The organism is Sulfitobacter sp. KMM 9851 (assembly GCF_057178245.1).
Genome location: NZ_CM169991.1, coordinates 636905 through 663034, shown reverse-complemented (window position 1 = coordinate 663034; position 26130 = coordinate 636905). Strand labels below are relative to the sequence as shown.

Annotated in this window: 24 protein-coding genes; 10 read left to right on the top strand and 14 right to left on the bottom strand. The window is 60.7% G+C overall.

Annotated features, from left to right (window positions below):
* Positions 1-21 precede the first annotated feature (21 nt).
* Positions 22-1380: a cytochrome P450 gene (locus AC1965_RS03200; RefSeq protein WP_483885857.1), complete on the top strand. Its 1359-nt coding sequence runs from the start codon at positions 22-24 to the stop codon at positions 1378-1380.
* 59 nt (positions 1381-1439) lie between these two features.
* On the opposite strand, the gene AC1965_RS03195 is transcribed toward AC1965_RS03200, so the two are convergent.
* From AC1965_RS03195 to parC, 3 genes are all read right to left on the bottom strand, one after another.
* On the bottom strand, positions 1440-2540 hold the full coding sequence (locus tag AC1965_RS03195; protein ID WP_483885856.1) for a M48 family metallopeptidase: 1101 nt from the start codon (positions 2538-2540) through the stop codon (positions 1440-1442).
* 11 nt (positions 2541-2551) lie between these two features.
* Complete coding sequence (locus AC1965_RS03190; RefSeq protein ID WP_483886974.1) at positions 2552-3811, bottom strand: DUF898 family protein; 1260 nt, start codon at positions 3809-3811, stop codon at positions 2552-2554.
* A gap of 126 nt (positions 3812-3937) precedes the next feature.
* A complete protein-coding gene (gene parC, locus AC1965_RS03185) occupies positions 3938-6259 on the bottom strand; it encodes a DNA topoisomerase IV subunit A (protein ID WP_483885855.1) in 2322 nt (773 codons plus the stop codon).
* A 211-nt stretch (positions 6260-6470) separates the two neighbouring features.
* Between parC and AC1965_RS03180 the strand changes: the two genes are divergently transcribed.
* The 6 genes from AC1965_RS03180 (at position 6471) to AC1965_RS03155 (ending at position 10795) form a co-directional block, all read left to right on the top strand.
* Entirely contained in the window at positions 6471-7157 is a 687-nt protein-coding gene (locus tag AC1965_RS03180) for an SH3 domain-containing protein (RefSeq protein WP_483885854.1), read from the top strand.
* A gap of 82 nt (positions 7158-7239) precedes the next feature.
* Positions 7240-8067 (top strand): SDR family NAD(P)-dependent oxidoreductase, encoded by an 828-nt coding sequence (locus AC1965_RS03175; protein ID WP_483885853.1) that lies wholly within the window; start codon positions 7240-7242, stop codon positions 8065-8067.
* Between the two features lie 58 nt (positions 8068-8125).
* Positions 8126-8332 (top strand): twin transmembrane helix small protein, encoded by a 207-nt coding sequence (locus AC1965_RS03170; RefSeq protein ID WP_483885852.1) that lies wholly within the window; start codon positions 8126-8128, stop codon positions 8330-8332.
* Positions 8332-8907 (top strand): cob(I)yrinic acid a,c-diamide adenosyltransferase, encoded by a 576-nt coding sequence (locus AC1965_RS03165; protein WP_483885851.1) that lies wholly within the window; start codon positions 8332-8334, stop codon positions 8905-8907. The genes AC1965_RS03170 and AC1965_RS03165 overlap by 1 nt, the downstream gene beginning before the upstream one ends.
* 203 nt (positions 8908-9110) lie before the next feature.
* Positions 9111-9869, top strand: a complete 759-nt coding sequence (locus tag AC1965_RS03160; RefSeq protein WP_483885850.1) for an electron transfer flavoprotein subunit beta/FixA family protein — start codon at positions 9111-9113, stop codon at positions 9867-9869.
* On the top strand, positions 9869-10795 hold the full coding sequence (locus AC1965_RS03155) for an electron transfer flavoprotein subunit alpha/FixB family protein (RefSeq protein WP_483885849.1): 927 nt from the start codon (positions 9869-9871) through the stop codon (positions 10793-10795). The genes AC1965_RS03160 and AC1965_RS03155 overlap by 1 nt, the downstream gene beginning before the upstream one ends.
* A gap of 85 nt (positions 10796-10880) precedes the next feature.
* On the opposite strand, the gene AC1965_RS03150 is transcribed toward AC1965_RS03155, so the two are convergent.
* Positions 10881-11714 (bottom strand): DUF6473 family protein, encoded by an 834-nt coding sequence (locus tag AC1965_RS03150; RefSeq protein ID WP_483885848.1) that lies wholly within the window; start codon positions 11712-11714, stop codon positions 10881-10883.
* A gap of 157 nt (positions 11715-11871) precedes the next feature.
* Here AC1965_RS03150 and AC1965_RS03145 point away from each other — a divergent pair, with 157 nt between their 5' ends.
* A complete protein-coding gene (locus AC1965_RS03145) occupies positions 11872-12747 on the top strand; it encodes a 3-hydroxybutyryl-CoA dehydrogenase (RefSeq protein WP_483885847.1) in 876 nt (291 codons plus the stop codon).
* A gap of 113 nt (positions 12748-12860) precedes the next feature.
* Here AC1965_RS03145 and AC1965_RS03140 read toward each other — a convergent pair whose 3' ends face one another.
* The 7 genes from AC1965_RS03140 to AC1965_RS03110 are packed head-to-tail and all read right to left on the bottom strand — an operon-like array spanning position 12861 to position 18248.
* Positions 12861-13745 carry a lysophospholipid acyltransferase family protein gene (locus AC1965_RS03140; RefSeq protein WP_483885846.1) on the bottom strand — a complete coding sequence of 295 codons (885 nt, stop codon included), beginning with the start codon at positions 13743-13745 and terminating at the stop codon, positions 12861-12863.
* Between the two features lie 37 nt (positions 13746-13782).
* A complete protein-coding gene (locus AC1965_RS03135; protein WP_483885845.1) occupies positions 13783-14052 on the bottom strand; it encodes an HPr family phosphocarrier protein in 270 nt (89 codons plus the stop codon).
* Between the two features lie 15 nt (positions 14053-14067).
* Positions 14068-14460, bottom strand: a complete 393-nt coding sequence (locus tag AC1965_RS03130; RefSeq protein ID WP_483885844.1) for a PTS sugar transporter subunit IIA — start codon at positions 14458-14460, stop codon at positions 14068-14070.
* On the bottom strand, positions 14457-15362 hold the full coding sequence (gene rapZ, locus AC1965_RS03125; protein WP_483885843.1) for an RNase adapter RapZ: 906 nt from the start codon (positions 15360-15362) through the stop codon (positions 14457-14459). The genes AC1965_RS03130 and rapZ overlap by 4 nt, the downstream gene beginning before the upstream one ends.
* Entirely contained in the window at positions 15359-15754 is a 396-nt protein-coding gene (locus tag AC1965_RS03120; RefSeq protein ID WP_483885842.1) for an HPr kinase/phosphorylase, read from the bottom strand. Before AC1965_RS03120 ends, rapZ begins: the two co-directional genes overlap by 4 nt.
* 57 nt (positions 15755-15811) lie before the next feature.
* Complete coding sequence (locus tag AC1965_RS03115; protein ID WP_483886973.1) at positions 15812-17503, bottom strand: sensor histidine kinase; 1692 nt, start codon at positions 17501-17503, stop codon at positions 15812-15814.
* Positions 17504-17546: 43 nt separating this feature from the next.
* Entirely contained in the window at positions 17547-18248 is a 702-nt protein-coding gene (locus AC1965_RS03110; RefSeq protein ID WP_483885841.1) for a response regulator transcription factor, read from the bottom strand.
* Positions 18249-18620: 372 nt separating this feature from the next.
* Here AC1965_RS03110 and AC1965_RS03105 point away from each other — a divergent pair, with 372 nt between their 5' ends.
* Complete coding sequence (locus tag AC1965_RS03105; RefSeq protein WP_483885840.1) at positions 18621-20219, top strand: phosphoenolpyruvate carboxykinase; 1599 nt, start codon at positions 18621-18623, stop codon at positions 20217-20219.
* A 51-nt stretch (positions 20220-20270) separates the two neighbouring features.
* Here the strand turns inward: AC1965_RS03105 and AC1965_RS03100 are convergent, their stop codons facing one another.
* A complete protein-coding gene (locus AC1965_RS03100) occupies positions 20271-20987 on the bottom strand; it encodes a hypothetical protein (protein WP_483885839.1) in 717 nt (238 codons plus the stop codon).
* 95 nt (positions 20988-21082) lie between these two features.
* Positions 21083-21913, bottom strand: coding sequence for a LysR family transcriptional regulator (locus AC1965_RS03095; RefSeq protein WP_483885838.1), 831 nt, complete (start codon positions 21911-21913; stop codon positions 21083-21085).
* Positions 21914-22188: 275 nt separating this feature from the next.
* On the opposite strand from AC1965_RS03095, the gene AC1965_RS03090 reads away from it, so the two are divergent.
* Positions 22189-22548, top strand: coding sequence for a helix-turn-helix domain-containing protein (locus tag AC1965_RS03090; protein ID WP_483885837.1), 360 nt, complete (start codon positions 22189-22191; stop codon positions 22546-22548).
* A gap of 87 nt (positions 22549-22635) precedes the next feature.
* Here AC1965_RS03090 and AC1965_RS03085 read toward each other — a convergent pair whose 3' ends face one another.
* Positions 22636-26091 carry a chromosome segregation SMC family protein gene (locus AC1965_RS03085; protein WP_483885836.1) on the bottom strand — a complete coding sequence of 1152 codons (3456 nt, stop codon included), beginning with the start codon at positions 26089-26091 and terminating at the stop codon, positions 22636-22638.
* Between the last annotated feature and the right edge of the window lie 39 nt (positions 26092-26130).

Genomic DNA, 26130 nt, shown 5'->3' with positions numbered 1-26130 from the left:
GTCAGGCACGAAGGAAACCCAATGACCAGTCCCATCCGCCACCCCGTCCGCGTCCCGCTCGTGACAGAGCCTTGGGGCATCTGGAAAAGCCTGCAACAGGCGCGGCGCAATGTCCTGAGTATCATTCCCGCCATCGCCACCAAGCAACCGATGGTGTCGGGCAAGACCGGCAAGCGCTGGCATATGGTGATGGACCCGCAAGCGATCCGGCATATCCTGCTGGACCGACTGGACGATTACCCAAAGTCGACGGTTACCAAGAATCTGCTGAAACCCGCCATCGGGGAATCGCTGTTCATCGCCGAGGGCGCGCATTGGCGCTGGCAACGACGGGCGGCCGCGCCGGTATTTTCGCACCGCAACGTGATGAACCTGTCACCGATCATGACCGCCGCCGCCACCCGCGCCGCGGACCGTATTGCCACGGCCGGGCCCCGCGCGGTGAACATGCTTGATGAAATGGTCACCACCACCTTTGACGTGATTGGCGACGTCACCTTTTCCGGCGGCGATACCTTTGACCGCGACAAGGTACATGGGGCGATTGACGACTATATTGCCGAGGCGGGCAAGATCAGCCTGTTCGACATCCTCGGCTTTCCCGACTGGGTGCCGCGCCCCGGCAGGGTCATGTCGGGTGCCGCCCTGAAAGAGATGAAGACGATGGCCGACAGCGCCATTGAGGCACGTGTGCAGCGCGGCCATGACGGGGTGCCAGACCTGCTGGACCTGCTGCTGGACGGCGTTGACCCCAAGACCCAGCGCAAGATGAACACCGCCGAGCTGCGCGACAACCTGTTGACCTTTATCGTGGCGGGCCATGAGACAACGGCCCTGACACTGGCCTGGTCCATGTATTTGCTGGGGTTTGATCAGGACATTCAGGACCGCGCCCGCGCCGAAGTGCGCTCGGTGCTGGGGGACCGGCCCTGTACGGGCGACGATGTCGAAAACCTGCCCTATGTCCGCATGATCATCGACGAGGCCCTGCGCCTCTATCCCGCTGCCGGGATCATCTCGCGCACGGCGCTCAAGAAAGATACCCTGTGCGACCGCCAGATCCTGCCAGGCGATACGGTGATGATCCCGATCTACGCGCTGGGGCGGCACGAGCTGCTGTGGAACGATCCGGACGCCTTTCACCCCGAGCGATTTGCCGACCGCAAGGCGATCGACCGCTATGCCTACCTGCCCTTTGGCGACGGGCCGCGCATCTGCATCGGGGCTAGTTTCGCGCTACAAGAGGCGGTGATCATCCTTGCCACGCTGCTGGGGCGGTTCAAGTTCACCCCGGTGCCGGGCAAAGACCCCGAGCCGGTCATGATTCTCACCCTGCGCCCCGAAGGCGGTGTATGGATGACGGCAGAGCCGCTCGCTTAGCATCCGTTTTCTTTAAAAGAAAACGGGCCGGGATTTTCAAAAAATCCCGATGGGCTGCGCTACTTGCAAATGGCGCGCAACGCCGTCCAATCATCGGCGGATAGCGCTGCTTCATAACGTGTCGACGGGTTGACCGCCGCCCGCGCTGCGTCAATCCGCGCGCCCAGGGTCGGATGGCTCAGGAAATGCGCCACCACCCCATCGTGATCGCCGCCGTCATCACGCATATGTTCAAACATATCGCCCAAGGCCGCCGGGCTGATCCCGGCCTCGGCCAGTGCGACATGGGCAAATTCATCTGCCCCGGCCTCGGCCCCTTGCGAATACTGTGCGGAAATCAACCGCTCTGCCATGAACAGCACCGCCGCGCCGCCGGCAAAATCGCCCAGCAACAGCCCCAACACCCCAATCGACCCGGCAGAGCGCAACGCGTGGCGGGTGGGGTCGCGGCTGGCAACGTGGCCGATCTCATGGGCGAGCACAGCGGCCACCTCATCGGGGCTCTGCGCCTTGTCGATCAGCCCGCGAAACAGCACGACAAAGCCGCCCGGCAGGGCAAAGGCATTGACCATCTCGTGGTCCAGTACCGACACGGTGATGTCCTGCGGCACCTCCAGCCCGGCGGTCAGCGTGTCAGCAAGGCGGTGCAGCGCAGCGGTCCCTGCCGCTGCGTCGCAAAGCGGCACCGGGTTCAGCCCGCTTTGGTCCAGCGCTGACCGGATATGGCCAAAGGTCGCCTCGCCCAGGGCGCGTTCCCCGGCAGGCGGGATGAACCGCGCCAGATTGTCAGCCAAGAGCGGCACCAGCACACCGATCTGCAACGCCACAGCAGCCACGGCGGCCACGGCCCAGCCCGCAAGCCGCCCGCGCCCCTTGGGCGGGGCGCTGCGATGCGCGCGCGGCAAGGCGCGCAACACGGACCGGTCCCCCAATTCCAGCCGCGCCACCGGATCGCCCAGCCAGCGCAGCAGCGCAATGTCCCCCCCTGCGGTATCGGGCAGGCGGCGCACCTCGCGGAGCGGCCATCCGATCACGCGGTCATCCGGCAGGGTCAGTTCTAGCAGGCCCGCAGCGGCATTGATGCTGACCTCGACCTGCTGCGGCACCGGGCGGTCGCCGTCGAAATACCCTGACGCGCTGCGGTCCGTGGCATCAGGCATGGCAGGCCGCCTCATATCGCGGCCCCCAGATCAAGCGCCTCGGCAAAGCCTTCGGCCTCGGCAAATTCATCGCGGGCGCGCTGGCTGACCGCAGGCAGGCCAGAAACATCGGGCAGCGAGGTCGTCAGCGCCATGTGTCGCATCAGCGGAAAGACAACGAAAGCATTCCACATCACGCCCCACATCAGCAGCACCGAGATATAGACCACGGCGAGCAGCACAACCGACAGCCACTGCGGCCACCCGGCCATGACCAGCGCCAACTCGGGGTTCAGCGTGCTGCCAAAACCAAACATCATCACCCCCATGAAAACGATCAGCGCGATCCCCAGTACCAGCACCAGATAGGCGATGAACGTCCCCAGAACATAGATCACCCCAACCCGAGGCCCGCTGAGCCGCGAGGCAAAGCGCAGACCGGGCGCAGACTTTTCATTGGCCATCAGACGCTTGGCCACCCAGCGGTAATGAACTGCACCATAGACGAGCGCAGCCAGACATAGCGGCACCAACCACAGGCGCATCGGATCTTGGAGCCGCATGCCTTTCAGGTCGATGTCGAAGGCCGTCGCAGACCCCGTCAGTATCTCATTCAAATCAAATGCCCCGGAGGGCACGACCGGACCCCACCACAGGAGCCATAGCCCCGTGGCGGCACTGGCCAGCGCGGCGATGGCAAAGGGTCCCGACGCGCGGTACAGCATCTGCCACCGACCGCCCTGCACCAACCGGGCCGACCCAAAGAAGGTGCGGTCAGTGCGGTATTTTTCAAGCGCAAAGGTCATGCGCGGCCACAGCAAACCCAAGCTGACAATCGTGATCGCCCAGTGCATCAACGCCCGCCCGGCATAGCCCCAGGCGCCGGGTTCAAGCCCGAACCGCACCCCGCACCAGCGCGTGCGCCCCAGCACATAGCGCCGCGCGCGGTACTGGGCGTAGAACCACAGCGGCACAATACCCGCGAAACTGGCCAGATAGCCCAGCATGGACGAGTTGAATACCGAGAAGCTGACGAACATCAGCAGCAGGTTCACGATGCCGATATAAAACGTCAGGATCACCACCGCGATGAAGAACCCCAGTAGCTTTTCCCACGGGTCGCCCACATATTCCAGCGGATGCCCCCCCGGACGGATCGCCGACCAGTACCAGCGCCTAAGACGTGTTTTCATCCAGAACCGATAAAAGCCCAGCGTCAGGATGGTGTAGAACCCTGTGCGCAGCGCCAACCAGAACAGCGCCCCGCGCCGCCCGTTGAAGTGCACCATCATCCCTTGGGCGGCGGGGTGCGGTGCCGGTGGCCGAGCGTCAGGCGCGGCCATTCCCCGCGACCCTGCAACGCTGTCCCACGGGCCGTTTGCAGTGCTGATGTCGCTCATGGCAGCGCGGCCCCCGGATCAGGTAAATTTGTTATCCCGCGGGAAACCGCGTGGCGCCATGCGCCCGGCGCTGGCGCGTTTGCCGGTCCATTCGGCCAGATCGACTTCGCTCCGGGTGCGGCCGGCGGGGTCAAGCCATGTCAACCCCAGCGCCCGGTCAAAGGTGGCCGCATCGGACAGCCCGCCGTCTTTGTACTTTTGCAGACGCACGCCCTTGCCCCGGCCCATCTCGGGCAGTTCATCCAGGCCAAAGACCAGCACTTTGCGGTTTTCACCGACGGTCGCCACGCTGTCACCCGTCACTGGCCGACACACCAGCGCCGACACGTCGCCGCGCACGTTCAGCACCTGTTTGCCGCTGCGGGTCTGGGCCAGCACATCATTCTCAGGCACGACAAAGCCGTCGCCCGCGCTGGAAGCAACCAGCAGCTTGCGGTCAGGCTGGTGGATGAATAGCGCCACGATCTGCGCCTCATTCGGCAGGTCAACCATCAGCCGCAGCGGTTCGCCCATGCCGCGCCCGCCGGGCAGGCTGGCGGCAGAAATTGTGTAGAAACGGCCGTTCGACCCAAAGACCAGCAGGCGGTCGGTCGTTTCAGCGTGGAAGGTAAAGCGCGGGGCATCGCCGTCCTTGAACTTTAATTCGCGGTTCAGGTCGATATGGCCCGTCATCGCCCTGATCCAGCCCATCTGGCTACAAACCACGGTGATCGGTTCGCGGTCGATCATCGCCTCGATCGGCACATCCTCGACTTCGCCTGCGACCTCGAATGTGGTCAGACGCTGACCGCGATTAACGCCATCAATCACCCAGTCCTTGCCAAACTTCTTTTTGGTCTCACGCAGTTGATCGGCAATGGTCGACCACTGCAGGTCTTCGCTTTCCAGCAGGTCTTCGAGGCCGGCGCGCTCTTCCATCAGGGCAGATTGTTCGCGCAGCAGTTCCAGTTCTTCCAGACGCCGCAAGGACCGCAGGCGCATGTTCAGGATCGCATCAGCCTGCACTTCGCTCAGCGAATTTTCGGCCGACGGCAGTGGCGAGACATAATCCGCCTCGTCGCGGGCGCGCACATGGTCGCGGCCCCAGTCCTCGCGCATCAGCGCTGCCTTGGGGTCGTCGTCGTACCGGATGATGTCGATCACACGGTCGAGGTTCAGAAAGGCAATGATAAAGCCTTCGAGCACCTCAAGCCGGTGGTCAATTTTTTCCATCCGGTGGGTCGAGCGGCGCTGCAACACCTCACGGCGGTGATCGAGAAAGGCGCGCAGCACTTCTTTGAGCGAACAGACCTTTGGCGTCACGCCGTTGATCAACACGTTCATGTTGAGCGAGAAGCGAATCTCAAGATCGGAATTGCGGAACAACATGCCCATCAGAACCGCCGGATCGACGTTCTTGGATCGGGGTTCAATGATCATCCGCACGTCTTCGGCAAATTCGTCGCGCACGTCGCCCAGAATTGGGATCTTCTTGGTCTGGATCAGTTCGGCGATCTTTTCGATCAGACGCGATTTTGGCACCTGATAAGGAATTTCCGTGATCACGATCTGCCACAGCCCCCGGCCCAGATCTTCGACCTCCCAACGGCAGCGCAAGCGGAACGATCCGCGTCCGGTGCGATAGGCGTTGGCGATATTCTCGGGCGGTTCGACAATGACACCGCCGGTGGGGAAATCGGGGCCTGGCACATAGTTAAGCAGCGTGTCGTCGCGGGCATCCGGCGTCTTGATCAGATGCACGCAGGCGTCGCAGAGCTCGGCAATGTTGTGCGGCGGAATATTCGTTGCCATGCCAACGGCAATCCCGGACGATCCGTTTGCCAGCAGGTTCGGGAATTGCGCAGGCAGAACAACGGGTTCGGTTAGCGTGCCGTCATAGTTCTCGCGGAAATCAACGGCGTTTTCGTTCAGCCCTTCAAGCATCGCCTCGGCAACGGCAGTCATCCGCGCTTCGGTATAGCGGCTGGCGGCGGGGTTATCGCCGTCGATGTTGCCAAAGTTACCCTGCCCGTCAACAAGCGGGTAGCGGACGTTGAAATCCTGCGCCAGACGCGCCATCGCGTCATAGATCGCGGCATCGCCGTGCGGGTGATAGTTACCCATCACGTCGCCCGAAATCTTGGCGGATTTACGGAAACCGCCGTTCGACGCCAGTTTCAACTCGCGCATCGCAAAGAGAATCCGGCGGTGAACCGGTTTTAGTCCGTCGCGGGCATCGGGCAGTGCGCGGTGCATAATCGTCGACAGCGCATAGGTCAGATACCGGTCCCCCAGCGCGCGGCGCAGCGGCTCGGAAAGGTCGTTGGGGTCCGTTTCAGGGGGGGGGATTACGTCTGACATGCAGGCTCTTGTAGTCAAGCGGCGGCAGGCGGGCAAGCGCGAGATTGCACCCTGCCCAAGATGACCGTCAAAGGTGCGGCAGCGCAGCAACTGCCAAAACTTTCTGCTTTTTGCACTGCCGCCGAAAACAGTTCTTTGGTATGAAACTAATAGGGGAGTTCTGCGTTGTGCCCTCACTAGCTGCTTATTTTTTTGATTTCGGGGGTGTACGATGACGAAATTCATCCTACTGACATTTGGTTTTTTGGGCTGGGCTTTCTATGAGATGAGCGGCGGTGCCGACTTTGAACCAGCCAGCGTGCGCATGGCGCGAAACACCCCGACAGCCGAAGCCGACAAAGGGTCGGCTCTGGTTGCATCCGCCGACGCCGCCACCGTCATGAATGACCCGCTTCCCCAGCCTATCACCGTCAAAGCGGTCGTTGACACAGCACCGCCGGCGCTGAACCCCGCGCCGCAATTGGCGCAGGATAATCTGGCACAGGATAACGAAGTAACCCGCGTTTCACTGAACCTGACCACCCTGCGAGACGTGGCCGCGCCGGCCAAGCCACAGAACGCGTTCGCCGCACCAGTGCCGCAGAACGCCGGTGTGATTCTGTCTTCGGCAACGACCCCCGCCATCATCCCCAGCCTGATTGACCCGTCAGACAATGGCGCCGTCGCAACCCAGACCACCTATTCCAACGACAACACAGGGACTGACCTGCGCACTGTCAGCGGCAACCGCGTTAACGTGCGCGGCGGGCCGGGCACAGATCATGGCGTGGTTGGCAAACTGGTGCAGGGTGACGCAGTCGAAGTGCTGCTCGACGATGGGTCCGGCTGGGTAAAAATGCGCCCGCTGGATGGTGGCGCAGAAGGCTGGATGGCCGATTTCCTGCTCGCCAGCGACTAATCCCCTGCCGATGATGTAACCATCACCCGTTGCCATTCCCACGGCGGCGGGTGATGAAGTGCCTTTGAATGAAAGGTGCTGCATGTCTGGCAAATCAATCCTGATCACCGGTTGTTCCAGCGGGATCGGCTATGCCGCTGCCCACGGTATGCGCGACCGCGGCTGGCGCGTCTTTGCGGCCTGCCGCGCCGAGGCCGACTGCGATCGCCTGCGCGCCGAAGGCTTTGACGCCCCCCAGCTTGATTACACCGACGAGGCCAGTATCACCGCAGCGCTGGATCATGTGCTGGCTGAAACCGGCGGCACGCTGGACGCCGTGTTCAACAATGGCGCCCACGCGACCCCCGGTCTGGTAGAAGACCTGCCGACCCAAGCCCTGCGCGAGATTTTCGAGGCCAACTTTTTTGGCTGGCACACGCTGACCCGCGCCGTGACCAAGGTAATGCGCGTGCAGGGGCACGGTCGGATCGTGCAGTGTTCATCCGTGCTTGGCATGGTCGCTATGCCGTGGCGCGGCGCATACAACGCCACCAAATTTGCACTTGAGGGACTGACCGACACCCAGCGGCTGGAAATGCGCGACACCGACATCCGGCTGATCCTGATCGAACCGGGGCCTGTCACATCGCGCCTACGGGTCAAGGCGATCCCGCATTTTGAACGCTGGATCGACTGGAAATCCTCAGCCCGCGCTGACGACTACGAAAACAAACTACGCCCCCGCCTGTACGAAAGCAGCGGCCCCGACCGGTTTGAACTGCCCCCCGAAGCAGTGCTGGAAAAACTGGTGCATGCCGTCGAATCACCCCGCCCCCGCCCGCGTTATTTCGTCACAACCCCCACGCATATTGCGGGGATATTGCGCCGCATCCTGCCCACCCGGGCGCTGGATTGGGTGACGGGGCGCTGATATTACTTGCGCACGGGGCATGGGCCGCTACATCTCGGGGCATTGAAAAGGATAAACCATGCCAAGTGATCCGCTGTTCATCATCGTTGTGATCGCCGTCGCCATCACCGCCGGCGTTCTGCTGCTGGGGCTTGGTGGCTTTGCCCGCGGCGGCGCCTTTAACAAACGCAACGCCAACAAAATCATGCGCTGGCGCATCATCGCGCAATTCGTCGCCGTGCTGCTGATCCTGCTCTATGTCTATCTGCGCAAGGGGTCTGTCTGATGGTCGTGCTGAACAAGATTTACACCCGCACCGGCGACAAGGGCACCACGGCGCTTGGCAACGGCACACGCGTGACGAAATACGATGCCCGCGTCGAAGCCTACGGCACCAGTGACGAACTCAACTGTTTTGTCGGTATTGCCCGGCTTGAGGCGACGCAGGACACGGACGAGGCGCTGTCGCGCATCCAAAACGATCTGTTCGATCTGGGTGCTGATCTGTGCCGCCCGGATATGGCGGCCGACCGCGACGCCGAATACCCGCCCCTGCGGATGACCGATGCACAGGTCAAACGGCTGGAACAGGAAATCGACATCATGAATGCCGAGCTGGAGCCGCTGCGCAGCTTTATCCTGCCCGGTGGGCGAGCGCTGGCGGCGCACCTGCATGTCTGCCGCACTGTGGCGCGGCGGGCTGAACGGCTGGCGGTGCGTCTGGCCGAACAAGAGACAATCAACCCTACGACGGTGACCTACCTGAACCGGCTTAGCGATTGGTTTTTTGTCGCGGCACGCATGGCCAACAATGGCGGCAAGGAAGATGTACTCTGGGTGCCCGGCGCCAACCGCGTCTAGCGGTCGATCGCGGGATCAGGGGGGGAGAAAGCGCGCGTATCGTTGGCGCTAACGGGACAAAAGCCTAAGAACGCGGCGTTCAAATCACTAATATTGCCGATTTTGGCCTGTTTTGCCGCCGCGTGCTTCGTTACACCCGTCTGGAGAATATGGAGACCGGGCCAGCAATTGCCCGTGTCGCAAACTGAGGAGAGAGAACGCCCATGAAGGTACTGGTGCCTGTCAAACGCGTGATCGACTACAACGTGAAAGTGCGCGTCAAAGCGGACGGATCGGGAGTTGATCTTGCCAACGTGAAAATGTCGATGAACCCGTTTGACGAAATTTCCGTCGAACAGGCCATCCGGCTCAAGGAAGCTGGCCAGGCGGACGAGATCGTCGTCGTGTCCATCGGCGTCAAGCAATCGCAGGAAACCCTGCGCACGGCGCTGGCAATGGGCGCGGACCGCGCCATTCTTGTCGTGGCCACCGATGATGTGCATCAGGACATCGAACCATTGGCGGTTGCCAAGATCCTCAAGGCGATCGTCGACGAAGAACAGCCGGGCCTCGTGCTCTGCGGTAAACAGGCGATCGACAACGATATGAACGCCACCGGCCAGATGCTGTCGGCCTTGCTGGGCTGGAGCCAGGCGACATTTGCGTCCAAAGTCGAAATCGACGGTGATCATGCTGCGGTGACCCGCGAAGTCGATGGTGGTTTGCAGACCATCAAGGTCAAGATGCCAACCGTCGTGACCGTAGATCTGCGGTTGAACGAGCCACGTTATGCGTCGCTGCCCAACATCATGAAGGCCAAGAAAAAGCCTTTGGATGAAAAGACAGCCGCCGACTATGGCGTCGACGTCGCAAATCGCCTGGAAATCGTGAAAACGATCGAGCCTGAAACCCGCGCTGCGGGGATCAAGGTCGGCTCCGTAGACGAGCTTGTGGCGAAACTCAAAGAAGTGGGGGCTGTATAATGGCTGTTCTTCTGATTGCAGAAATCACCGATGGCGAATTGTCCATGGACGCGACCGCCAAGACCGTGACCGCTGCTAAATCGCTGGGTGACGTGACTGTTCTGGCCGCCGGCAGCTCTGCCGCAGCGGCAGGCGACGCGGCCTCCAAGATCGACGGCGTGTCCAAGGTGCTGGTTGCCGAAGACCCGATGCTGGGTCACCGTCTGGCCGAAGCCACGGCAGCGCTGATCGTGTCGCTGGCAGGCGACTATGATCACATCGTCGCCCCGGCCACGACAGACGCGAAAAACGTGATGCCCCGCGTGGCGGCATTGCTGGATGTGATGATCATCTCTGACGCCTCAGGTGTTGTGGATGCCGACACATTCGAGCGCCCGATCTATGCAGGCAACGCGGTCCAGACTGTGAAATCGACCGACGCGAAAAAGGTCATCACCTTCCGGACATCAACATTCGATGCCGCCGGGACCGGTGGGTCTGCCAGCGTTGAAACTATTTCGGCTGCTGAAAACCCCGGCCTGTCCGAATGGGTCGAAGACAAGGTTGCCGAATCTGACCGCCCCGAACTGACAAGTGCAGGCGTGGTTGTGTCCGGTGGTCGCGGTGTCGGCTCTGAAGAAGACTTTGCGCTGATCGAGAAACTGGCCGACAAATTGGGTGCCGCTGTTGGCGCCTCGCGCGCGGCGGTTGACAGTGGCTATGCCCCGAACGACTGGCAAGTTGGCCAGACGGGCAAGGTTGTGGCGCCGGGTCTCTATGTTGCTGTCGGCATCTCTGGTGCGATTCAGCACCTTGCGGGCATGAAGGACAGCAAGATCATCGTCGCGATCAACAAGGACGAAGAAGCACCGATTTTCCAGGTGGCTGATTTCGGTCTGGTCGCTGACCTGTTCGAAGCTGTGCCTGAGTTGATCGACAAACTGTAATTCGGGGCGCAAACCCTGTTATACACGCGAAAGGCCCGCCAGAAATGGCGGGCCTTTTTGCATCTCATGCGGACGCACCCGGCGGTCACAGCATCGTCTTTAGCCTGTCCGCTACCACCTCGGCCGCTTCTGCGTGGGCGTCGGTGCCCAGCATCTCTGACGCGGCCATTTCCTCCATCTCGCCAAAAATCATGCCCTCCGTGCCTTTGGCGGCGGCCTGTTTGCTGCTCACCACGATCTGAGTTTCGGTGGCAAATTCCGCGACGTGTTCCATCATCTGCTGCGTGATGAACAAGGGGTCGCTGCCCAAATCAAATCCTTCTTGCCGGGTTTCGGGATGCGGCGCGTGGTCTGCCAGCCACAGCAGCAGGGTCTTGCCCCTGATTTGCCCCAACAGCAGTTTCATGCGGGCCGTCCACGCCTGCTGTAACTCGGCGCGCACCGCGATAAAACGCTCTGGTGACACTTTCAGCAGATGGCTCAACATATGTTTGTTGAAATGGAAATCAGGAAAATCGACCTCGCGATAGATCGTGCTGAGCAGGGCAGAGGCCGACACAAACCGATCATTGCGACGCGGATGCACAGAGTAGAACCGATTGGTCATGTTTTGCGCCCCCATCACCTGAACCACGGTCACCTCGGCATCGTTGCAGGCCTGCACGACAAAGGGATCATTCGCAAAGGCATCAATGCCCGCATTGGGAAAGCCAAAGTTGGCACATGTCATGCCCAGCCGGGTTTCCGTCAGTGCCGGATAGGGGTCTTCGATGAATTTACCGTATGTCTCTGTCCCGCCGACAAAGGCGACGTAAGGTCTGTCAAGATCGCGGCGCGGTCCGCGGAACAGCAGCTTGGACGTGCCATATCGGCACGGAAGATAGTCTAGGGCCCCCGGCCCCATTACATCATAGGTCATACACCCACCTCATTTTATTCACCCATGGGCAGAATGCATGTTCCATGCTGCGATTCGCTTAATGCGCCAATTTGACGACAGATTTCATAAACTCCGGCCCTTGCAGCCCCGCCCCCGCGCGCCCTATTGTGCGCCGAACAGCAGCAAAGGACAGGCCATGGACATCCAGACAATCGGCATCGTTGGCGCGGGCCAAATGGGCAACGGCATCGCCCATGTGATGGCATTGGCAGGCTATGACGTGTTGTTGACGGATGTCAGTGCCGACGCCCTGCAACGGGCTGTCGATATCGTGACCGGCAACATGGACCGCCAGGTCAGCCGCGAAAAGATTACGTCGGACGAACGTGATGCCGCCTTGGCGCGGATCACCACGACGCAAACGCTGACCGATCTGGGTCAGAGCGATCTGGTGATCGAGGCCGCGACCGAACGCGAGACGGTCAAGCAGGCAATTTTTGAAGACCTGATACCGCACCTCAAGCCCACGACGATCCTGACGTCAAACACCTCGTCCATCTCGATCACGCGATTGGCCAGCCGCACGGACCGACCCGAAAAATTCATGGGGTTCCATTTCATGAACCCGGTGCCTGTGATGCAACTGGTCGAACTGATCCGAGGCATCGCCACGGACAAGGAAACCTATAATGCCTGCAAGATCGTGGTCGACCGTCTGGGCAAGACTGCCGCATCGGCCGAAGATTTTCCCGCCTTCATCGTGAACCGCATCCTGATGCCCATGATCAACGAGGCGGTCTATACGCTCTATGAAGGGGTGGGTAACGTGCAGTCCATCGACAGCTCGCTCAAGCTGGGTGCCAATCATCCGATGGGACCGTTAGAGTTGGCGGATTTCATTGGGCTAGACACCTGTCTGGCGATCATGAACGTGTTGCACGACGGGCTGGCCGATACGAAATACCGCCCCTGCCCGCTATTGACCAAATACGTCGAGGCCGGGTGGCTGGGCCGCAAGACGCAACGCGGATTCTATGATTACCGGGGCGAAACCCCTGTGCCGACACGCTAGGCGATCGGGCTGTCCTACCTGACCAATGGGGGCGCTGCCCCCATCGCGCCACGGCGCGATCCCCCCGAGGGTATTTGTAAAAGGATGAAGGGATTAGCTCTTGTGCGTCCCGACTAGTCTGACAGCGCCAGCGTATGCGCGCGCAGCCAGGCCATGAAACCGCGCGGATCATCGGCCCATTTGTCAATCTCGGCCTGGTCCAGCGGATTGCCTACGATCGGCCCCTGTGGCTTGTTACAGGCGTGCACGATCTCATGCAGGAGCAACCCTTGGCGCAACATCGGACTGAGTTTGTTGGCGATCTGATAGGCGCGGCTGTTCTGGCCGGGGAATTTCATCGGCACCACTGTGGCGCCTGAGCGGCGGATCATCTTGGCGGTAAATACGTTCCACTCCGCTTCGACGGCGGGGCCGAAATAGGTCTCAGACGTAGCCACCACACCCGAGGGGAACAGCGCCACAACGCCGCCGTTTTTGAGGTGCCCCATCGCGTTGGCCCGCATTTCAACGCCTTTGCGCTGCGCATCGGGATCATGCGGAAACGGCACCGGGATCATGTAACTGCCCGCGACCTCGTCGATTGAGGTCAGCAGGGACCGCGTCAAGATGCGGTAATCGGGGCGCACACGGCCAATCAGGTCGGCAAAGATCATGCCGTCGACCATGCCGTGCGGATGGTTCGCCACAACCACGACTGGACCCTCTTTGGGTATGCGGTCAAGCTGGGACTGCGGGGTGGTCAGATCTATGCCCATCGTATCCAGCGCCGCGCGCCAGAACGCTTGCCCGGACGGCGCGCCGCGGCGCTCAAACTTGCGGATCAACCGCAGGATGGTCAGCTTGCCAGTGAACAGCTCCATCGCGCTGATGATCCCGGCCTTCACCGGATCATCAAAAGTCGAGGCATAGGACAGGCTGCTACGGTCGTATTTGGTGAAGCTTACCGTGCCTTCATCCTGTGCCGTTTGCGGTGCTGTCATATGCTGTGCGTCATCCATTTTGATGGCCAATCCCTTATTCTAGAAGGTCCTAACCTCAGAAGCCTTCACCGAACTTGTCCGCCACCAGGGCGGTCAAGGCGGCAGCCAGTGCATCGGCGTCGGGCCCGGAGGTCTGCACGTCGATCGTGCTCCCCCGCGCGGCGGCCAACATCAAAAGCCCCATGATGCTGTCGCCAGATGCCGACATCCCACCTTTGCTGACCTCGGCGCGGGCGTCAAATGCTTCGACGACCTCGACCAGTTTGGCCGAAGCGCGGGCGTGCAGACCTTTTTCGTTTACGATCTTAAGAGAAAATTCGGGCATGTGTCTGGGATTTCCTTAACCGGCACTGACGTTCTGGCTGTCGATATACTTTTTACCCGCTTCCAGCGCCGCACGCACGGCATCCGGGACATCCATCTGGCGGGATTTGGCCAGTTTGATCAGCATGGGCAAGTTGGCACCATAGATGATGCGGCGATTCTCGGGCAGGCAGGCCAGCAAGCTGAGGTTCGAGGGCGAGCCGCCGAACAGATCGGTCACAACCACAACACCCGCGCCCTGGTCCACCTCATTGGCGGCCAAGCAAATCTCGCGTTCCTTGGCAGCGCGGTCGTGATTGGCCTCGATGGCGATGGCGCGCACGCCAAACTGCGACCCCACGACATGTTCGATGGCGGCAAGATACTCTTGCGCCAACCCACCATGTGCAACGATCACAATTCCAATCACGTCTTTGCCTCTACAGACTGCTGGCGATCCAGCTCCCGGTGCCTAATTGACACCTGCCACCCCTGCTCTGCAAGGCGCAAAGCATGATGTTCCGCCAGCGTCACCGAACGGTGTTGTCCGCCGGTACAGCCAAAGGCGATTGAAATGTACGATTTACCCTCTTCGCGGAAGGCTGGCAGCAGCAGCAGGCTCAGTTCCAGCACCTTTTGCGCAAAATCGGCGAACCGCGGGTCGCCGGCCACATGGGCCGCTACCGCGGCATCGCGGCCGTTGAGGGCCCGCAGGCTCGGTTCCCAATAGGGATTTCGCAGGAAGCGGCAGTCGTGCACGATGTCCACGCTGCGCGGCAGGCCGCGTTTGTAGGAAAAGCTTTGCACCGAGACGCTGAGCTGCCGTTGTCCGCCGGGCGCGAACCATTGGTCGACCTCGGCGCGCAATTCGTGGACGTTCAGGCTTGATGTGTCGATCAGCACGTCCGCGCGGGCGCGGATCGGGAGCAGCAAATCCTGCTCGAGGCGGATGCCTTCGGCAGCGCGGTCCGCCGGGGCCAGCGGGTGACGTCGCCGCGTTTCCGAAAACCGCCGCAGCAGCACGTCGGTCGAGCAGTCAAGATACAGCAGTTCGACCTGCATTGTCGGATCGGCAGACAATTGGCCCAACAAATCCAACACCGCGTTGGTGGTAAAGTCACGGTTGCGCGCGTCGATGCCCAAAGCCAGCGGACGCATCGTGCCGGGGCTGGCCAGCAGCGCGGGGATCAGCCGCAACGGCAGGTTGTCAATAGTTTCGAACCCTGCATCCTCCAGCACATTAAGCGCAGAAGACCGTCCGGCGCCCGATGGGCCGGTGACAAAGACAAAGCGGCGGCGCGCGCTGTCGATCGGAAGTGCGGTGTCTGTCATTTTTGTACGCCCATGTCGTTAGACATGTAGAGAGTGATCGTCGATGGAAAATGAGCGGTATCGCATTTGTGAAGACACGGCAACGCCACGCCTTGAAGCAGGTGCACATGCGGGTCCGGCAAACGCTGCGTTTCGGTCTGGCTTAGGTCCACCACCAATGCCAGTTGCACAGCGCCGTGATCCGGTAGCTTGATCAGCCCGACGCCGCGCGCTTCGATCAGGCCCTTGATCGCGCTTGGGACGGTGGCGATCACCGCGCCAGCCTGTCGCGTCACCTCGGTGCGGTCATCGGCCACCAACGTCGCCCCAAGGGCAATCAGCTGCAACGCCAAGGTCGATTTTCCGGCACCGGAGGGTCCGAGGATCAGCACGCCGCGACCGGCGATGGCCACGCAACTGGCATGCACTATTTCAGCGTTCGACGTCATTGCGCGGCTCGGCGGCGCACCTCAGGTCGGCAGGCCGACGACAAAGCGCGCACCCAGCGGCTCGGACGTGATATCGGCCTCGGTCGGGCGAATGTTCTCGGCCCATATCACCCCGCCATGCGCCTCGACGATCTGTTTGGAAATCGCCAGCCCCAGGCCAGAGTTATTGCCGAAATGTTCGTCCGGGCGTTGCGAGTAAAAGCGTTTGAAAATCTTGCCAAGCGCCTGTTCGGGAATGCCCGGACCGGTGTCTTCGACGACGATCAGAACGCGGTTGGCCCGCTTTCGCGCCCAGACCCGGATGGCGTCGCCATCTTCGCAAAAGGAAATCGCATTGGTAATCAGGTTGACGAACACCTGCGCCAGCCGCGCCTCTAGCCCGTGAACGGTGATTGGATTGGCCGGCAGATCCGTGATGAAATCTATGCCCTTGGATTTGGCATCTTCGCCCAGGTACTGCCCCAGGTTGCCCAGCATTTGCAGCAGATCGAAGGGTTCTTCTTCCTCTTTGACCAGCTCGGAATCCAGACGTGAGGCGTTGGAGATATCGCTGACCAGACGGTCCAACCGCCGTACGTCATGTTCGATCACGTCAAGCAGCTTGTCACGCTGGTCTTCGCGTTTGATCATCCGCAAAGTACCAACCGCAGACCGCAGTGACGCCAGTGGATTCTTGATCTCATGCGCGACGTCCGCGGCAAATTGTTCGTTGCCGTCAATACGGTTGTAAAGCGCCGATACCATACCGCGCAGCGCGCCGGAGAGGCGGCCAATTTCGTCAGGCCGCGCGGTCAGATCGGGGATGCGGATGCGGCCGGGGTTCATCTTGCGGGCGTCCTTGTCGCGGCCCAGCTCGGCAGCGGCAGATAGATCGGCCAGCGGGTTGGCGATGGTAGAGGCCAGAACAAGGCTGAGCCCGATGGAGACCAGCGTAGCAATGACGAACATCTGCAAGACGCGTTCACGTTCGCTGCGCACCAATTTGTCGATCTCGCCTGCGGCACTGGCGATGGCCACAGCGCCCACGGCGGTGCCGCCCTGCATGATCGGCGTCACAACACTGAACAAGGTGCCGCCATCGGCGTCCAGATTGTCTTCGATCTGGGTGCCACTGCTCAGGCTTTGGGCCACAAGGGCGCGCAACTGCTCTTCGACCGGCAGCGAGGGCAAAGTGTCAGAGGCACCAAAGGGCGACGATACCTTGCCCCAGACCCAATTCAACCCGTCGGTCAAAAGGGTGCGACCGCCATCCGACTGCGGTGTCAGGGTGTTTTGCAGGCTCAGATTGCCGACCGATCGCCCCACCAGCGTTTCTGCCGGATCGTAGACATACACTTCGATACCGCTGCGCAGGTCCAGCCCTAGCAGCGTTTCGGCGACATCCACACCGTCGCCAGTGGCCAGATTGACCGGCGCACCCGACGGCAACTGCGCTTCGATGACATCTGCAATCAGCTCGGCCTCTGACACCAGCGATGCGGCGCGTTGCACCGCAAGGCTGTCGCGCGAGGAATTGAGGTACAAGATGCCGGCAACCAGCACATTCAACGCAATCAGGTTGAAGGTGATGATCTTGCGGGTCAGCGGCGATGCGCGCAAAGAAAACAGGCCGCGCCGTTCCCGGTGCACCCTGATTTCATCTGGCGCGGCGCTGTCCGGTGCGACCCAATCGTCGCCCAGCACCACATCCCCATCACGACTGGAAGAGGCCATATCCCGCACAAAGTTCCTTTCGGCCAAGGCCGTGAGCCTTAGATCACTCTTCGTTATATCTGTAACCAATACCATAAAGCGTCTCAATCGCCGAGAATTCGTCATCGGCGGTACGCATCTTCTTGCGCAGACGTTTGATGTGGCTGTCGATCGTGCGGTCATCGACATAGACCTGATCGTCATAGGCGACGTCCATCAGCTGATCGCGCGACTTTACGAAACCGGGGCGTTGCGCCAGCGCCTGAAGCAGCAGGAATTCGGTCACGGTAAGTGACACGTCCTTGCCCTTCCAGCTGACCGCATGGCGCAGCGGGTCCATCCGCAACTCGCCGCGCTCCATCACCTTGGTTTCTTCGGTATCGCCGACCTCGTCCGTGGCGACCGCATCCTGACGGCGCAACAGCGCGCGGATGCGTTCGACCAGCAGGCGCTGGCTAAAGGGTTTCTTGACGTAGTCGTCCGCCCCCATGCGCAGGCCCAACACCTCGTCGATCTCGTCATCCTTGGAGGTCAGAAAGATCACCGGCATCGCCGATTTCTGGCGCAGACGCTGCAACAGGTCCATCCCGTCCATGCGCGGCATCTTGATGTCCAGCACGGCCATATCGGGGAGTTTCTTGTTAAAGGCGTCCAGTGCGGCCTGCCCGTCATTATAGGTTTCCACTTCGAAACCTTCGGCTTCGAGGGTCATCGAGACGGATGTCAGGATGTTCCTGTCATCGTCTACCAATGCGATCTTCGACATTGCCTGTTTCCTTATGCTGCTCAAAACATTGCTAGTTTTTAGGGACAGTGATCAACAATTTCGCCAAACGAATCAATCCTTAACTGCGAATCAGGCCACCTCGGCGCTCCAATTTCGCCACAATTTGGTTAGGAATGGCTAAATTGCCGCACTTTCGCTGCAGCGCCTGCGTGAAGGGCGCACAACTTCTCGGCGGGTTTTCGAACCTTCGGCGCAAACATGTCGATGGTGGCGCTAACTGCGACAAAGCTGCCTGTTCATCAGGGAAAACATCGTGTTAAGAGGCCAAGCAAGGCCTTCGCAGCCCAGGGTATGTTAAGCCCGGTCAAGCAAGATTTGCGCCACCTGACGCGCAGCTACAGGAGACATTACATGACATTTGGACGGGTAAACCCGCAGTTCCGCCTAGAAGATCAGCAGATCACCGGGCTGGGCGATGTCTATTACAACCAGATGGAACCTGCGCTGGTTCAGGCCGCTCTGGCCCGTGGCGAAGGCACCCTGGGGCGTGGCGGGGCTTTCCTCGTCACCACGGGAAAGTTCACCGGGCGGTCGCCCAAGGACAAGCACGTGGTCAAGACCGACAGCGTTGCCGACACGATCTGGTGGGAAAACAACGCCGCGATGTCACCCGAAGGGTTTGACGCGCTCTATACCGATATGATCGCCCACATGCAGGGCCGCGACTATTTCGTGCAAGATCTGGTGGGCGGCGCCGACCCCAAACATGCGATTAACGTGCGTATGGTCACCGAACTGGCCTGGCATGGGCTGTTCATCCGCACCATGCTGCGCCGCCCTGATCAGGACGCACTGGACGACTTTACCGCCGACTTCACGGTTATTAACTGCCCCAGCTTCAAGGCGGACCCAAAGAAACACGATTGCCGGTCTGACACCGTTATCGCGATGAACTTTGACCGTAAGATGATCCTGATCGGCGGCACGGAATACGCGGGCGAGAACAAGAAATCGGTCTTTACCCTGCTGAACTACCTGCTGCCCGAAAAAGGCATCATGCCGATGCATTGCTCGGCCAATCATGCCACCGGCAACCCAGTCGACACAGCCGTGTTCTTTGGCCTGTCGGGCACCGGCAAGACAACGCTATCGGCTGATCCTGAACGCACGCTGATTGGCGATGATGAACACGGCTGGTCCAACAACGGCACCTTCAACTTTGAGGGTGGCTGCTATGCCAAAACGATCAACCTGTCGCCCGAGGCCGAGCCAGAGATCTATGCCACCACGTCCAAATTTGGCACCGTGATCGAAAACATGGTCTTTGATCCAGACACTTTCGAGCTGGATTTCGACGATGATTCTCTGACAGCCAACATGCGTGCGGCCTATCCGCTGCACTATATCTCGAACGCATCGGCCAAGGCCGTCGGCGGCCACCCTAAGAACATCATCATGCTGACCTGCGATGCCTTTGGCGTGCTGCCCCCGATTGCACGTCTCAGCCCGGCGCAGGCTATGTATCACTTCCTGTCCGGTTTCACCTCCAAGGTGGCGGGTACAGAACGCGGCGTAACAGAGCCTGAGCCTACGTTCTCCACCTGCTTTGGTGCGCCTTTCATGCCGCGCCGCCCCGAAGTCTATGGCAACCTGCTGCGTGAAAAGATCGCCCAGCATGGCGCGACCTGCTGGCTGGTTAACACGGGCTGGACCGGCGGGGCCCACGGCACCGGGTCGCGGATGCCGATCAAGGCAACCCGCGCCTTGCTGACTGCCGCACTCGAAGGACGTCTGGCAGATGTAGAATATCGCAAAGACTCGAACTTCGGCTTTGATGTGCCTGTCTCAGTGAACGGTGTCGCTGACATCCTGCTTGACCCGCGCCGCACCTGGGACAATCCACAGTCCTACGACCGCCAGGCGGCCAAGCTGGTCACGATGTTCTCGGACAACTTTGAGCAGTACCTGCCGTTCATCGACGACGACGTTAGGGCCGCCGCGATCGGCTAAGGCACCGGAGTTACGCAAAAAGGGCCGCAGTATTCTGCGGCCCTTTTTGTATCACGCCGCTTGGGCCACAAGATCTTCTACGGGAATATCAAGCAAGAACCGTGCATCTTCCCGGCTGAGATAGGTCAAAAAAGCTTCGATCTGCGCGTCGCGGCCATCGACTGACCACAACAGGGCACCGGGCTCGTTATGCATATAGCCCATCCGCTCGGCAAAGCCTTTAAAGGCGACACTGCGCAGCATGAAACCGTAGATATAATCGGGGTCCCAGCGGCGCAGGATTTCAAGCAATCCGGTTCGGGCCAGCACGGTCGACAACCCGACGCCGCGATAGCGGCTCTCGTCTGGCGCCATCCAGACTTCGCCATGGTAGATCACATGGCCGCGAATTCTATGTGCGCCAGGTGTCGCACGATAGCGCGATTTTTCTAGATTAACGCCGGCAAGCGGCGGCGGAAACGCCTTATACTGCCGCAGCAGATACCCGCTTAAATTCTTGCCCCCCAGATTGATTCCCTTGGCGGCCTGCGTATGGATCAACTCGCCGTCCGCGTTCCGCCCGATCAGCCAAAACGCATTGGCACTCGAAAGCTCATGCATCTGACTGTTGAACGGTGATCCGAGCTGCTGAACCTTTCGTTCATCGGCAATGATCTCGCGATATTCATCGAAATCGCTGCCTATAATTACCTCGATACCGTGTGCCCGCAAGATGTCGCGGCTGGTCGCAATAAATGGTGCCGCATCCCTTGGGAATTGAATAGTCATGAAGCTGTCTCCTGTGCCTGGCCTGGCACAAGGTTAATCCATTCTCAAAAAAAACGCTCTAAAATTGAATCAGAAGCGCAAAAACTGCATTTGCCCTAGATACCTTCCTTGCCGATGCTCTCGAAAATCGCACTTATTGGGTCAAAATCAGAGGGTGGAACGGATTCTGCGTCTTGGATCATGTTCGCCGTGACCCCAGCGATATCGACATGTTGCAAGGGTTGGATCAGCGACAGGATGGCAGGCGATCCATCTGGAAAGGAGCCGCCCAGAATTAGCCTTTGGTAAGCAACCGGCACCAGGCGATCCGATTCGCGCAGCGGCATCCGCGTAAAGATATGGTCCAGCCGGGCGGATTGATTGCTTTCAACTTCGTGAAATGACCGGTCCATCAGCAGGCCAAATTCTTCACCCGCGGGCAGTCTTGCGATAGGTCGCCCTATGCTCGACCGTGCAAAATCCAACCCGAACCAATGCACATAGACCGATTTTTCGCCAAATTCGACACAGACCCATCCCGCATCGGTATGGCGGTAGACGATCAAAAACGGCCTGACATGCGCCATCAGGGGGCTTTCGATCTGCCCGGATGCCATTGACCAGGCGCGGTATGTCTCGCGCATCAGGATGGCGTCGTCGTTCCACAGACTGCCAATCGGTTTTTGCTGCTGAAAAAAGGCCCAATCGCCGACGCGGGCATTCAGGATTTGCAGTTGACCAACAGTGCCGCTTTGCCCGCGCAGCCAGACTGTGGCCAATGCGATCAGTTCTTTGGCATCGGGTAACGCGCGATGCCCCTCGTCGGTCAACTGGTAGTGCCGGTCGACAATGTGAAACAGCGGCGCGCCGCGCAGGTCTTCCAGATGGGCAATGTGCCGTCGCAGGGTCTGGCGCGTGCTGCCCAGCTCCTTGACTGCGTGACTCAAATTCAGTGTGCGTGCCAAAGTTGTGAAAGAGCGCATCATCTCGAAAAGAAGCGCAGGCGGCGCTTCATTTTTGGACTCACGAACAGGGTGTTCTGAACTCTCTGGCGTCATATGTTTATTCATATACCCATATTGGTAAATATATCACCCACCATTGCAACAAAAATCACACTGCAACCGATGATAGATTACCTAAAAACGAAAATATCTATCCAATTGATTGGAAAGGGCTTGTTGGGGCTGAATGAGGTATATTCAACCAGAGGTTTGTTACAATGTCACATCCAGTAGATATCCACGTTGGCCGAAAACTAAAGCAGATCCGAACCTTACGCCGTTTGTCCCAGACCGATGTCGCGCGCAAACTGGCACTGTCGTTTCAACAGATCCAGAAATACGAGATCGGGTCGAATCGCGTTGCTGCCAGCCGGCTGTTCGAATTGGCGCAAATACTAGAGGTGCCGCCCTCTTATTTCTTTGAAGGTCTGCACGACAACACCAACACACCGCCAAAGAATGACCCAGGCATGGAAATCGTTACCGCCCTCGCCGCAATCAAGGATGACGCGGTCAAAACCCGCATCGTCACATTCATCGAAGATGTATCTGGTATGACGGTCGCCCGGCAGGTCTGATGCTCCCTCATTCCTGCCCCACCGGGGGAGGCCTGCATTATTGGGCCGGCGGAGCAGGAATGGGGGATGCACCACAAAGTCAGGACCCTAGGCGACTAGCGTTTCCGCTTTTTTCAGATCCACCGATACCAACTGACTGACACCCTGTTCTGCCATCGTTACCCCAAACAGCCGATCCATGCGGGCCATGGTGACAGCATGGTGGGTGATGATCAGGAAACGGGTGTCGGTCTGGCGGCACATTTCATCAAGCAGGTCACAGAACCGCGTCACGTTGGCATCATCCAGTGGCGCATCGACCTCGTCCAGCACACAGATCGGCGCCGGATTCGCCAGGAACACGGCAAAAATCAACGCCATAGCCGTCAGCGTCTGCTCCCCCCCCGACAGCAGGCTCAGCGTGCTGAGCTTTTTGCCCGGCGGCTGACACATGATCTCAAGCCCGGCCTCAAGCGGGTCATCGCTTTCCACCATCACCAGATTAGCCTCGCCGCCGCCAAACAGATGTTTGAACAGCATAGAGAAATTGGAATTCACCTGCTCAAACGCCGTCAGCAGCCGTTCGCGTCCCTCGCGGTTCAGACTGGCAATACCGCTGCGCAGGGTCTTAATCGCCTCTTCCAGATCGGCTTTTTCAGCCGTCAGGTTATCGTGCTCCGCCTGCACTTCCTTGGCGTCTTCCTCGGCACGCAGGTTCACGGCACCCAGGGCATCGCGCTGGCGCTTATAACGGTTCACATCCGCTTCCAACGTGTCGGCGGCAGGCATCTGATCGGGGTTGATGTCCAAGGCCGTCAGCAACTGATTCGGCGTCATCTGCTGATCATCGGCGATGCGTTCGGCGGCATAGGCCACAGTTTCGCGGGCTGCATCGCTGCGCGCCTCGGCCCGCGCGCGCGCCTCACGCGCCTCTGACGCCTGCCGCTCTGCGTCTCGTTCTGCATCTGTGGCGGCACGCAGGGCGCCTTCGGCCGCCGACAGCGCATCGGACGCCTGCGCGCGGCGTGCCTCGGCTGTGGTGATCGCCCCGTTCAATTCGTCCCGCTTTGCCGCGATCTCTGCCGGGGCGGCGCTGGCCTCTTTCAGCTCCGCTTCTGATGCCGCCTTGCGCTCCACCAGTTCCGCGCTGCGCTTTTCAGCGGTTTCCAACCGGTGCCGCCAGCCGCTGATCTCCTTGGTGACCTCCTGCGCCCGTTTGGTCCTGGCCTCGCCCTCTCGGCGCAACTCGTCATGGCCCGACCGCCGCGACATCATCGTGATGCGCGACGCCTCGACGGTCATGCGGATATCGTCCACCGCTGCCCGCGCCGCCGCCAGATCGCCCAAGCCCGCAAGGGTCCGTTCCGCATCCAGCACTTGCGCGCGTGCGGCAATCGCCTCTTCTTCGTGACGCTTTACCGCAAGCCCTAGCGATTCCAGCCGCCCCTCGGCGAGGTTACGATCTGCCTCTGCCCGGCTCAGCGCCCGACCGGCATCCGCGACCTGACGGTCTGCCATACGCCGCGCCTCGCGGGCACGTTTGTCGGCCTCGCCCTGCTCGGTCAGCAACCGTTGCAAGCTGTCATGCGCATCCCGCGCACCATCTGCTCGCTGCGTGGCCTGCTCCAACGATTGCTTCAACACTTCTAGCCGGTTCAACTGTTGCAATCGCAAGGCCGCCGCCGATGGCGCATCTTCGGCCCAGGCGCGAAAGCCGTCCCAGCGCCACAGATCACCCTCAAGTGACACAAGCCGCTGCCCCGGCAAAAGCAACGCCTGCAACCGCCCACCATCGTCCGGGTCGACCAGACCAATTTGGCTCATTCGGCGTTCCAAGACCTCGGGCACCGACACATGCTGTGTCAACGGTGTGACACCGGCAGGCAAGCCCTGTGGCACATCATAGCCGGGCAACACCGCCCAGCCGGATGGCCCATCCGCTGCCACTTCCGGCGCGCGCAGGTCATCGGCCAATGCGGCCCCCAGCGCCTTTTCAAACCCGTGTTCCACCTGAAGCCGATCAAGGATCTGGCCGCCTTCTGCTGTGTCACGTTCCACCAGCTTGGCCAGCGCACCAGCCTCGGCACGCAACGCATTCATCTCGCCCTCGGCCTCGGACCGTTCACCGCGGGCATCGGCCTCGCGGGTCTGGGTCTCGGCCCGGGTTTCTTCTGCCGCCAGTAGCGCCGTATCTGCTGCGGCCGCTGCCGTGACCGCGTCTGCTTCGGCCTTTTGCGCCTGCGCAAAATCGACACCCGCGCGCTCAAGCGTGGCGCGGCTCTGCGCCACCGCATCGCGTGCGCGCTGTGCCTCGGCCTCGGACTTTTCCATCGTCTTACGGCTGTCCAGCAGCAGCCGCTCTGCCGAGCCGTGCCGCGCCGCCAGTCGGGCCACATCTTCGGTCTGCTGCGCCAGATCACCCTCGCGCGCTTGCAATACCGCTGCCGCCTCGCGCGCCGCCTCCGCCGCGGCTTCCAGTGCCGCACCGTGGCCATCCCCCGCCTTGGCCAGTTCGCGCGCTTCCCATTCCAACCGCTCGATGGTTTCGCCGGCGTCCCGGTTAAGCCCGCCTTCGCGGTCGATGTCGCGCGCCAGTTGGGCAATCCGCCCGGTCAGCGTGTCGATCAACGCCTGCGCCCGCGCCTCTTGGTCGCTCAGCGTGTCGCGCTGCACCGTCAGGCGCTGCAACACCGCCGCGGCAATCGCCTCTTCCTCGCGCAGCGCAGGCAGCGCATCTTCGGCTTCGGCCCGCCCCTTTGCAACGTGGCGCACCACACCTTCGGCCTGCGCCGCAGCCGTCACCCGTCCGCGCAGATCATCCTCGGCCCTGGCCCGCGCCTCATCGGCCTCGCGCCAACGACGATACAGCAACATGCCTTCGCCCCGGCGCAGCGCATCGCCGATTTCGCGGTAGCGCGCCGCCTGCCGGGCCTGCCGCGCAAGCTGCGCCAATTGCGCCGCAAGCTGCTCTACGACATCATCGACCCGCGCCAGATTGGCCTCGGCGCCGTTCAGCTTCAGCTCGGCCTCATGGCGCCGCTGATAGAGCCCGGAAATACCCGCCGCTTCTTCCAGAATACGCCGTCGGCTCTTTGGCTTGGCATTGATCAACTCGGCAATCTGGCCCTGACGTACCAACGCCGGGCTGTGCGCCCCGGTGGAGGCATCGGCAAACAGCATCTGCACATCGCGCGCGCGCACGTCCTTACCGCCGACCTTGTAGGCGCTGCCGACATCGCGGGTTATTCGGCGCACGATCTCCAGAGCGTCATGATCGTTGAAGCCCGCCGGGGCCAGGCGCTCAGAATTGTCCAGATGCAACGACACTTCGGCAAAATTGCGCGCCGGCCGCGTTGCCGCCCCGGCAAAGATTACGTCCTCCATGCCGCCGCCGCGCATTGCCGTGGGGCGGTTTTCACCCATGACCCAGCGCAGCGCCTCCAGCAGATTGGACTTTCCACAGCCGTTTGGCCCCACAACGCCGGTCAGACCATCGGCGATGATCAGATCGGTGGGGTCCACAAAACTTTTAAAGCCTGTCAGTCTGAGTTTGGAAAAGCGCAAAACCCGCAGTGCTCCGGTGATTCCTGATTGAACACAAAC

Excerpts from the sequence above, each read along its gene's own strand:
- AC1965_RS03200 (WP_483885857.1), top strand. The coding sequence starts at position 22 with ATGACCAGTCCCATCCGCCACCCCGTCCGCGTCCCGCTCGTGACAGAG.
- AC1965_RS03195 (WP_483885856.1), bottom strand. The coding sequence starts at position 2,540 with ATGCCTGATGCCACGGACCGCAGCGCGTCAGGGTATTTCGACGGCGAC.
- AC1965_RS03190 (WP_483886974.1), bottom strand. The coding sequence starts at position 3,811 with ATGATGGTGCACTTCAACGGGCGGCGCGGGGCGCTGTTCTGGTTGGCG.
- parC (WP_483885855.1), bottom strand. The coding sequence starts at position 6,259 with ATGTCAGACGTAATCCCCCCCCCTGAAACGGACCCCAACGACCTTTCC.
- AC1965_RS03180 (WP_483885854.1), top strand. The coding sequence starts at position 6,471 with ATGACGAAATTCATCCTACTGACATTTGGTTTTTTGGGCTGGGCTTTC.
- AC1965_RS03175 (WP_483885853.1), top strand. The coding sequence starts at position 7,240 with ATGTCTGGCAAATCAATCCTGATCACCGGTTGTTCCAGCGGGATCGGC.
- AC1965_RS03170 (WP_483885852.1), top strand. The coding sequence starts at position 8,126 with ATGCCAAGTGATCCGCTGTTCATCATCGTTGTGATCGCCGTCGCCATC.
- AC1965_RS03165 (WP_483885851.1), top strand. The coding sequence starts at position 8,332 with ATGGTCGTGCTGAACAAGATTTACACCCGCACCGGCGACAAGGGCACC.
- AC1965_RS03160 (WP_483885850.1), top strand. The coding sequence starts at position 9,111 with ATGAAGGTACTGGTGCCTGTCAAACGCGTGATCGACTACAACGTGAAA.
- AC1965_RS03155 (WP_483885849.1), top strand. The coding sequence starts at position 9,869 with ATGGCTGTTCTTCTGATTGCAGAAATCACCGATGGCGAATTGTCCATG.
- AC1965_RS03150 (WP_483885848.1), bottom strand. The coding sequence starts at position 11,714 with ATGACCTATGATGTAATGGGGCCGGGGGCCCTAGACTATCTTCCGTGC.
- AC1965_RS03145 (WP_483885847.1), top strand. The coding sequence starts at position 11,872 with ATGGACATCCAGACAATCGGCATCGTTGGCGCGGGCCAAATGGGCAAC.
- AC1965_RS03140 (WP_483885846.1), bottom strand. The coding sequence starts at position 13,745 with ATGGATGACGCACAGCATATGACAGCACCGCAAACGGCACAGGATGAA.
- AC1965_RS03135 (WP_483885845.1), bottom strand. The coding sequence starts at position 14,052 with ATGCCCGAATTTTCTCTTAAGATCGTAAACGAAAAAGGTCTGCACGCC.
- rapZ (WP_483885843.1), bottom strand. The coding sequence starts at position 15,362 with ATGACAGACACCGCACTTCCGATCGACAGCGCGCGCCGCCGCTTTGTC.
- AC1965_RS03115 (WP_483886973.1), bottom strand. The coding sequence starts at position 17,503 with ATGGCCTCTTCCAGTCGTGATGGGGATGTGGTGCTGGGCGACGATTGG.
- AC1965_RS03110 (WP_483885841.1), bottom strand. The coding sequence starts at position 18,248 with ATGTCGAAGATCGCATTGGTAGACGATGACAGGAACATCCTGACATCC.
- AC1965_RS03105 (WP_483885840.1), top strand. The coding sequence starts at position 18,621 with ATGACATTTGGACGGGTAAACCCGCAGTTCCGCCTAGAAGATCAGCAG.
- AC1965_RS03100 (WP_483885839.1), bottom strand. The coding sequence starts at position 20,987 with ATGACTATTCAATTCCCAAGGGATGCGGCACCATTTATTGCGACCAGC.
- AC1965_RS03090 (WP_483885837.1), top strand. The coding sequence starts at position 22,189 with ATGTCACATCCAGTAGATATCCACGTTGGCCGAAAACTAAAGCAGATC.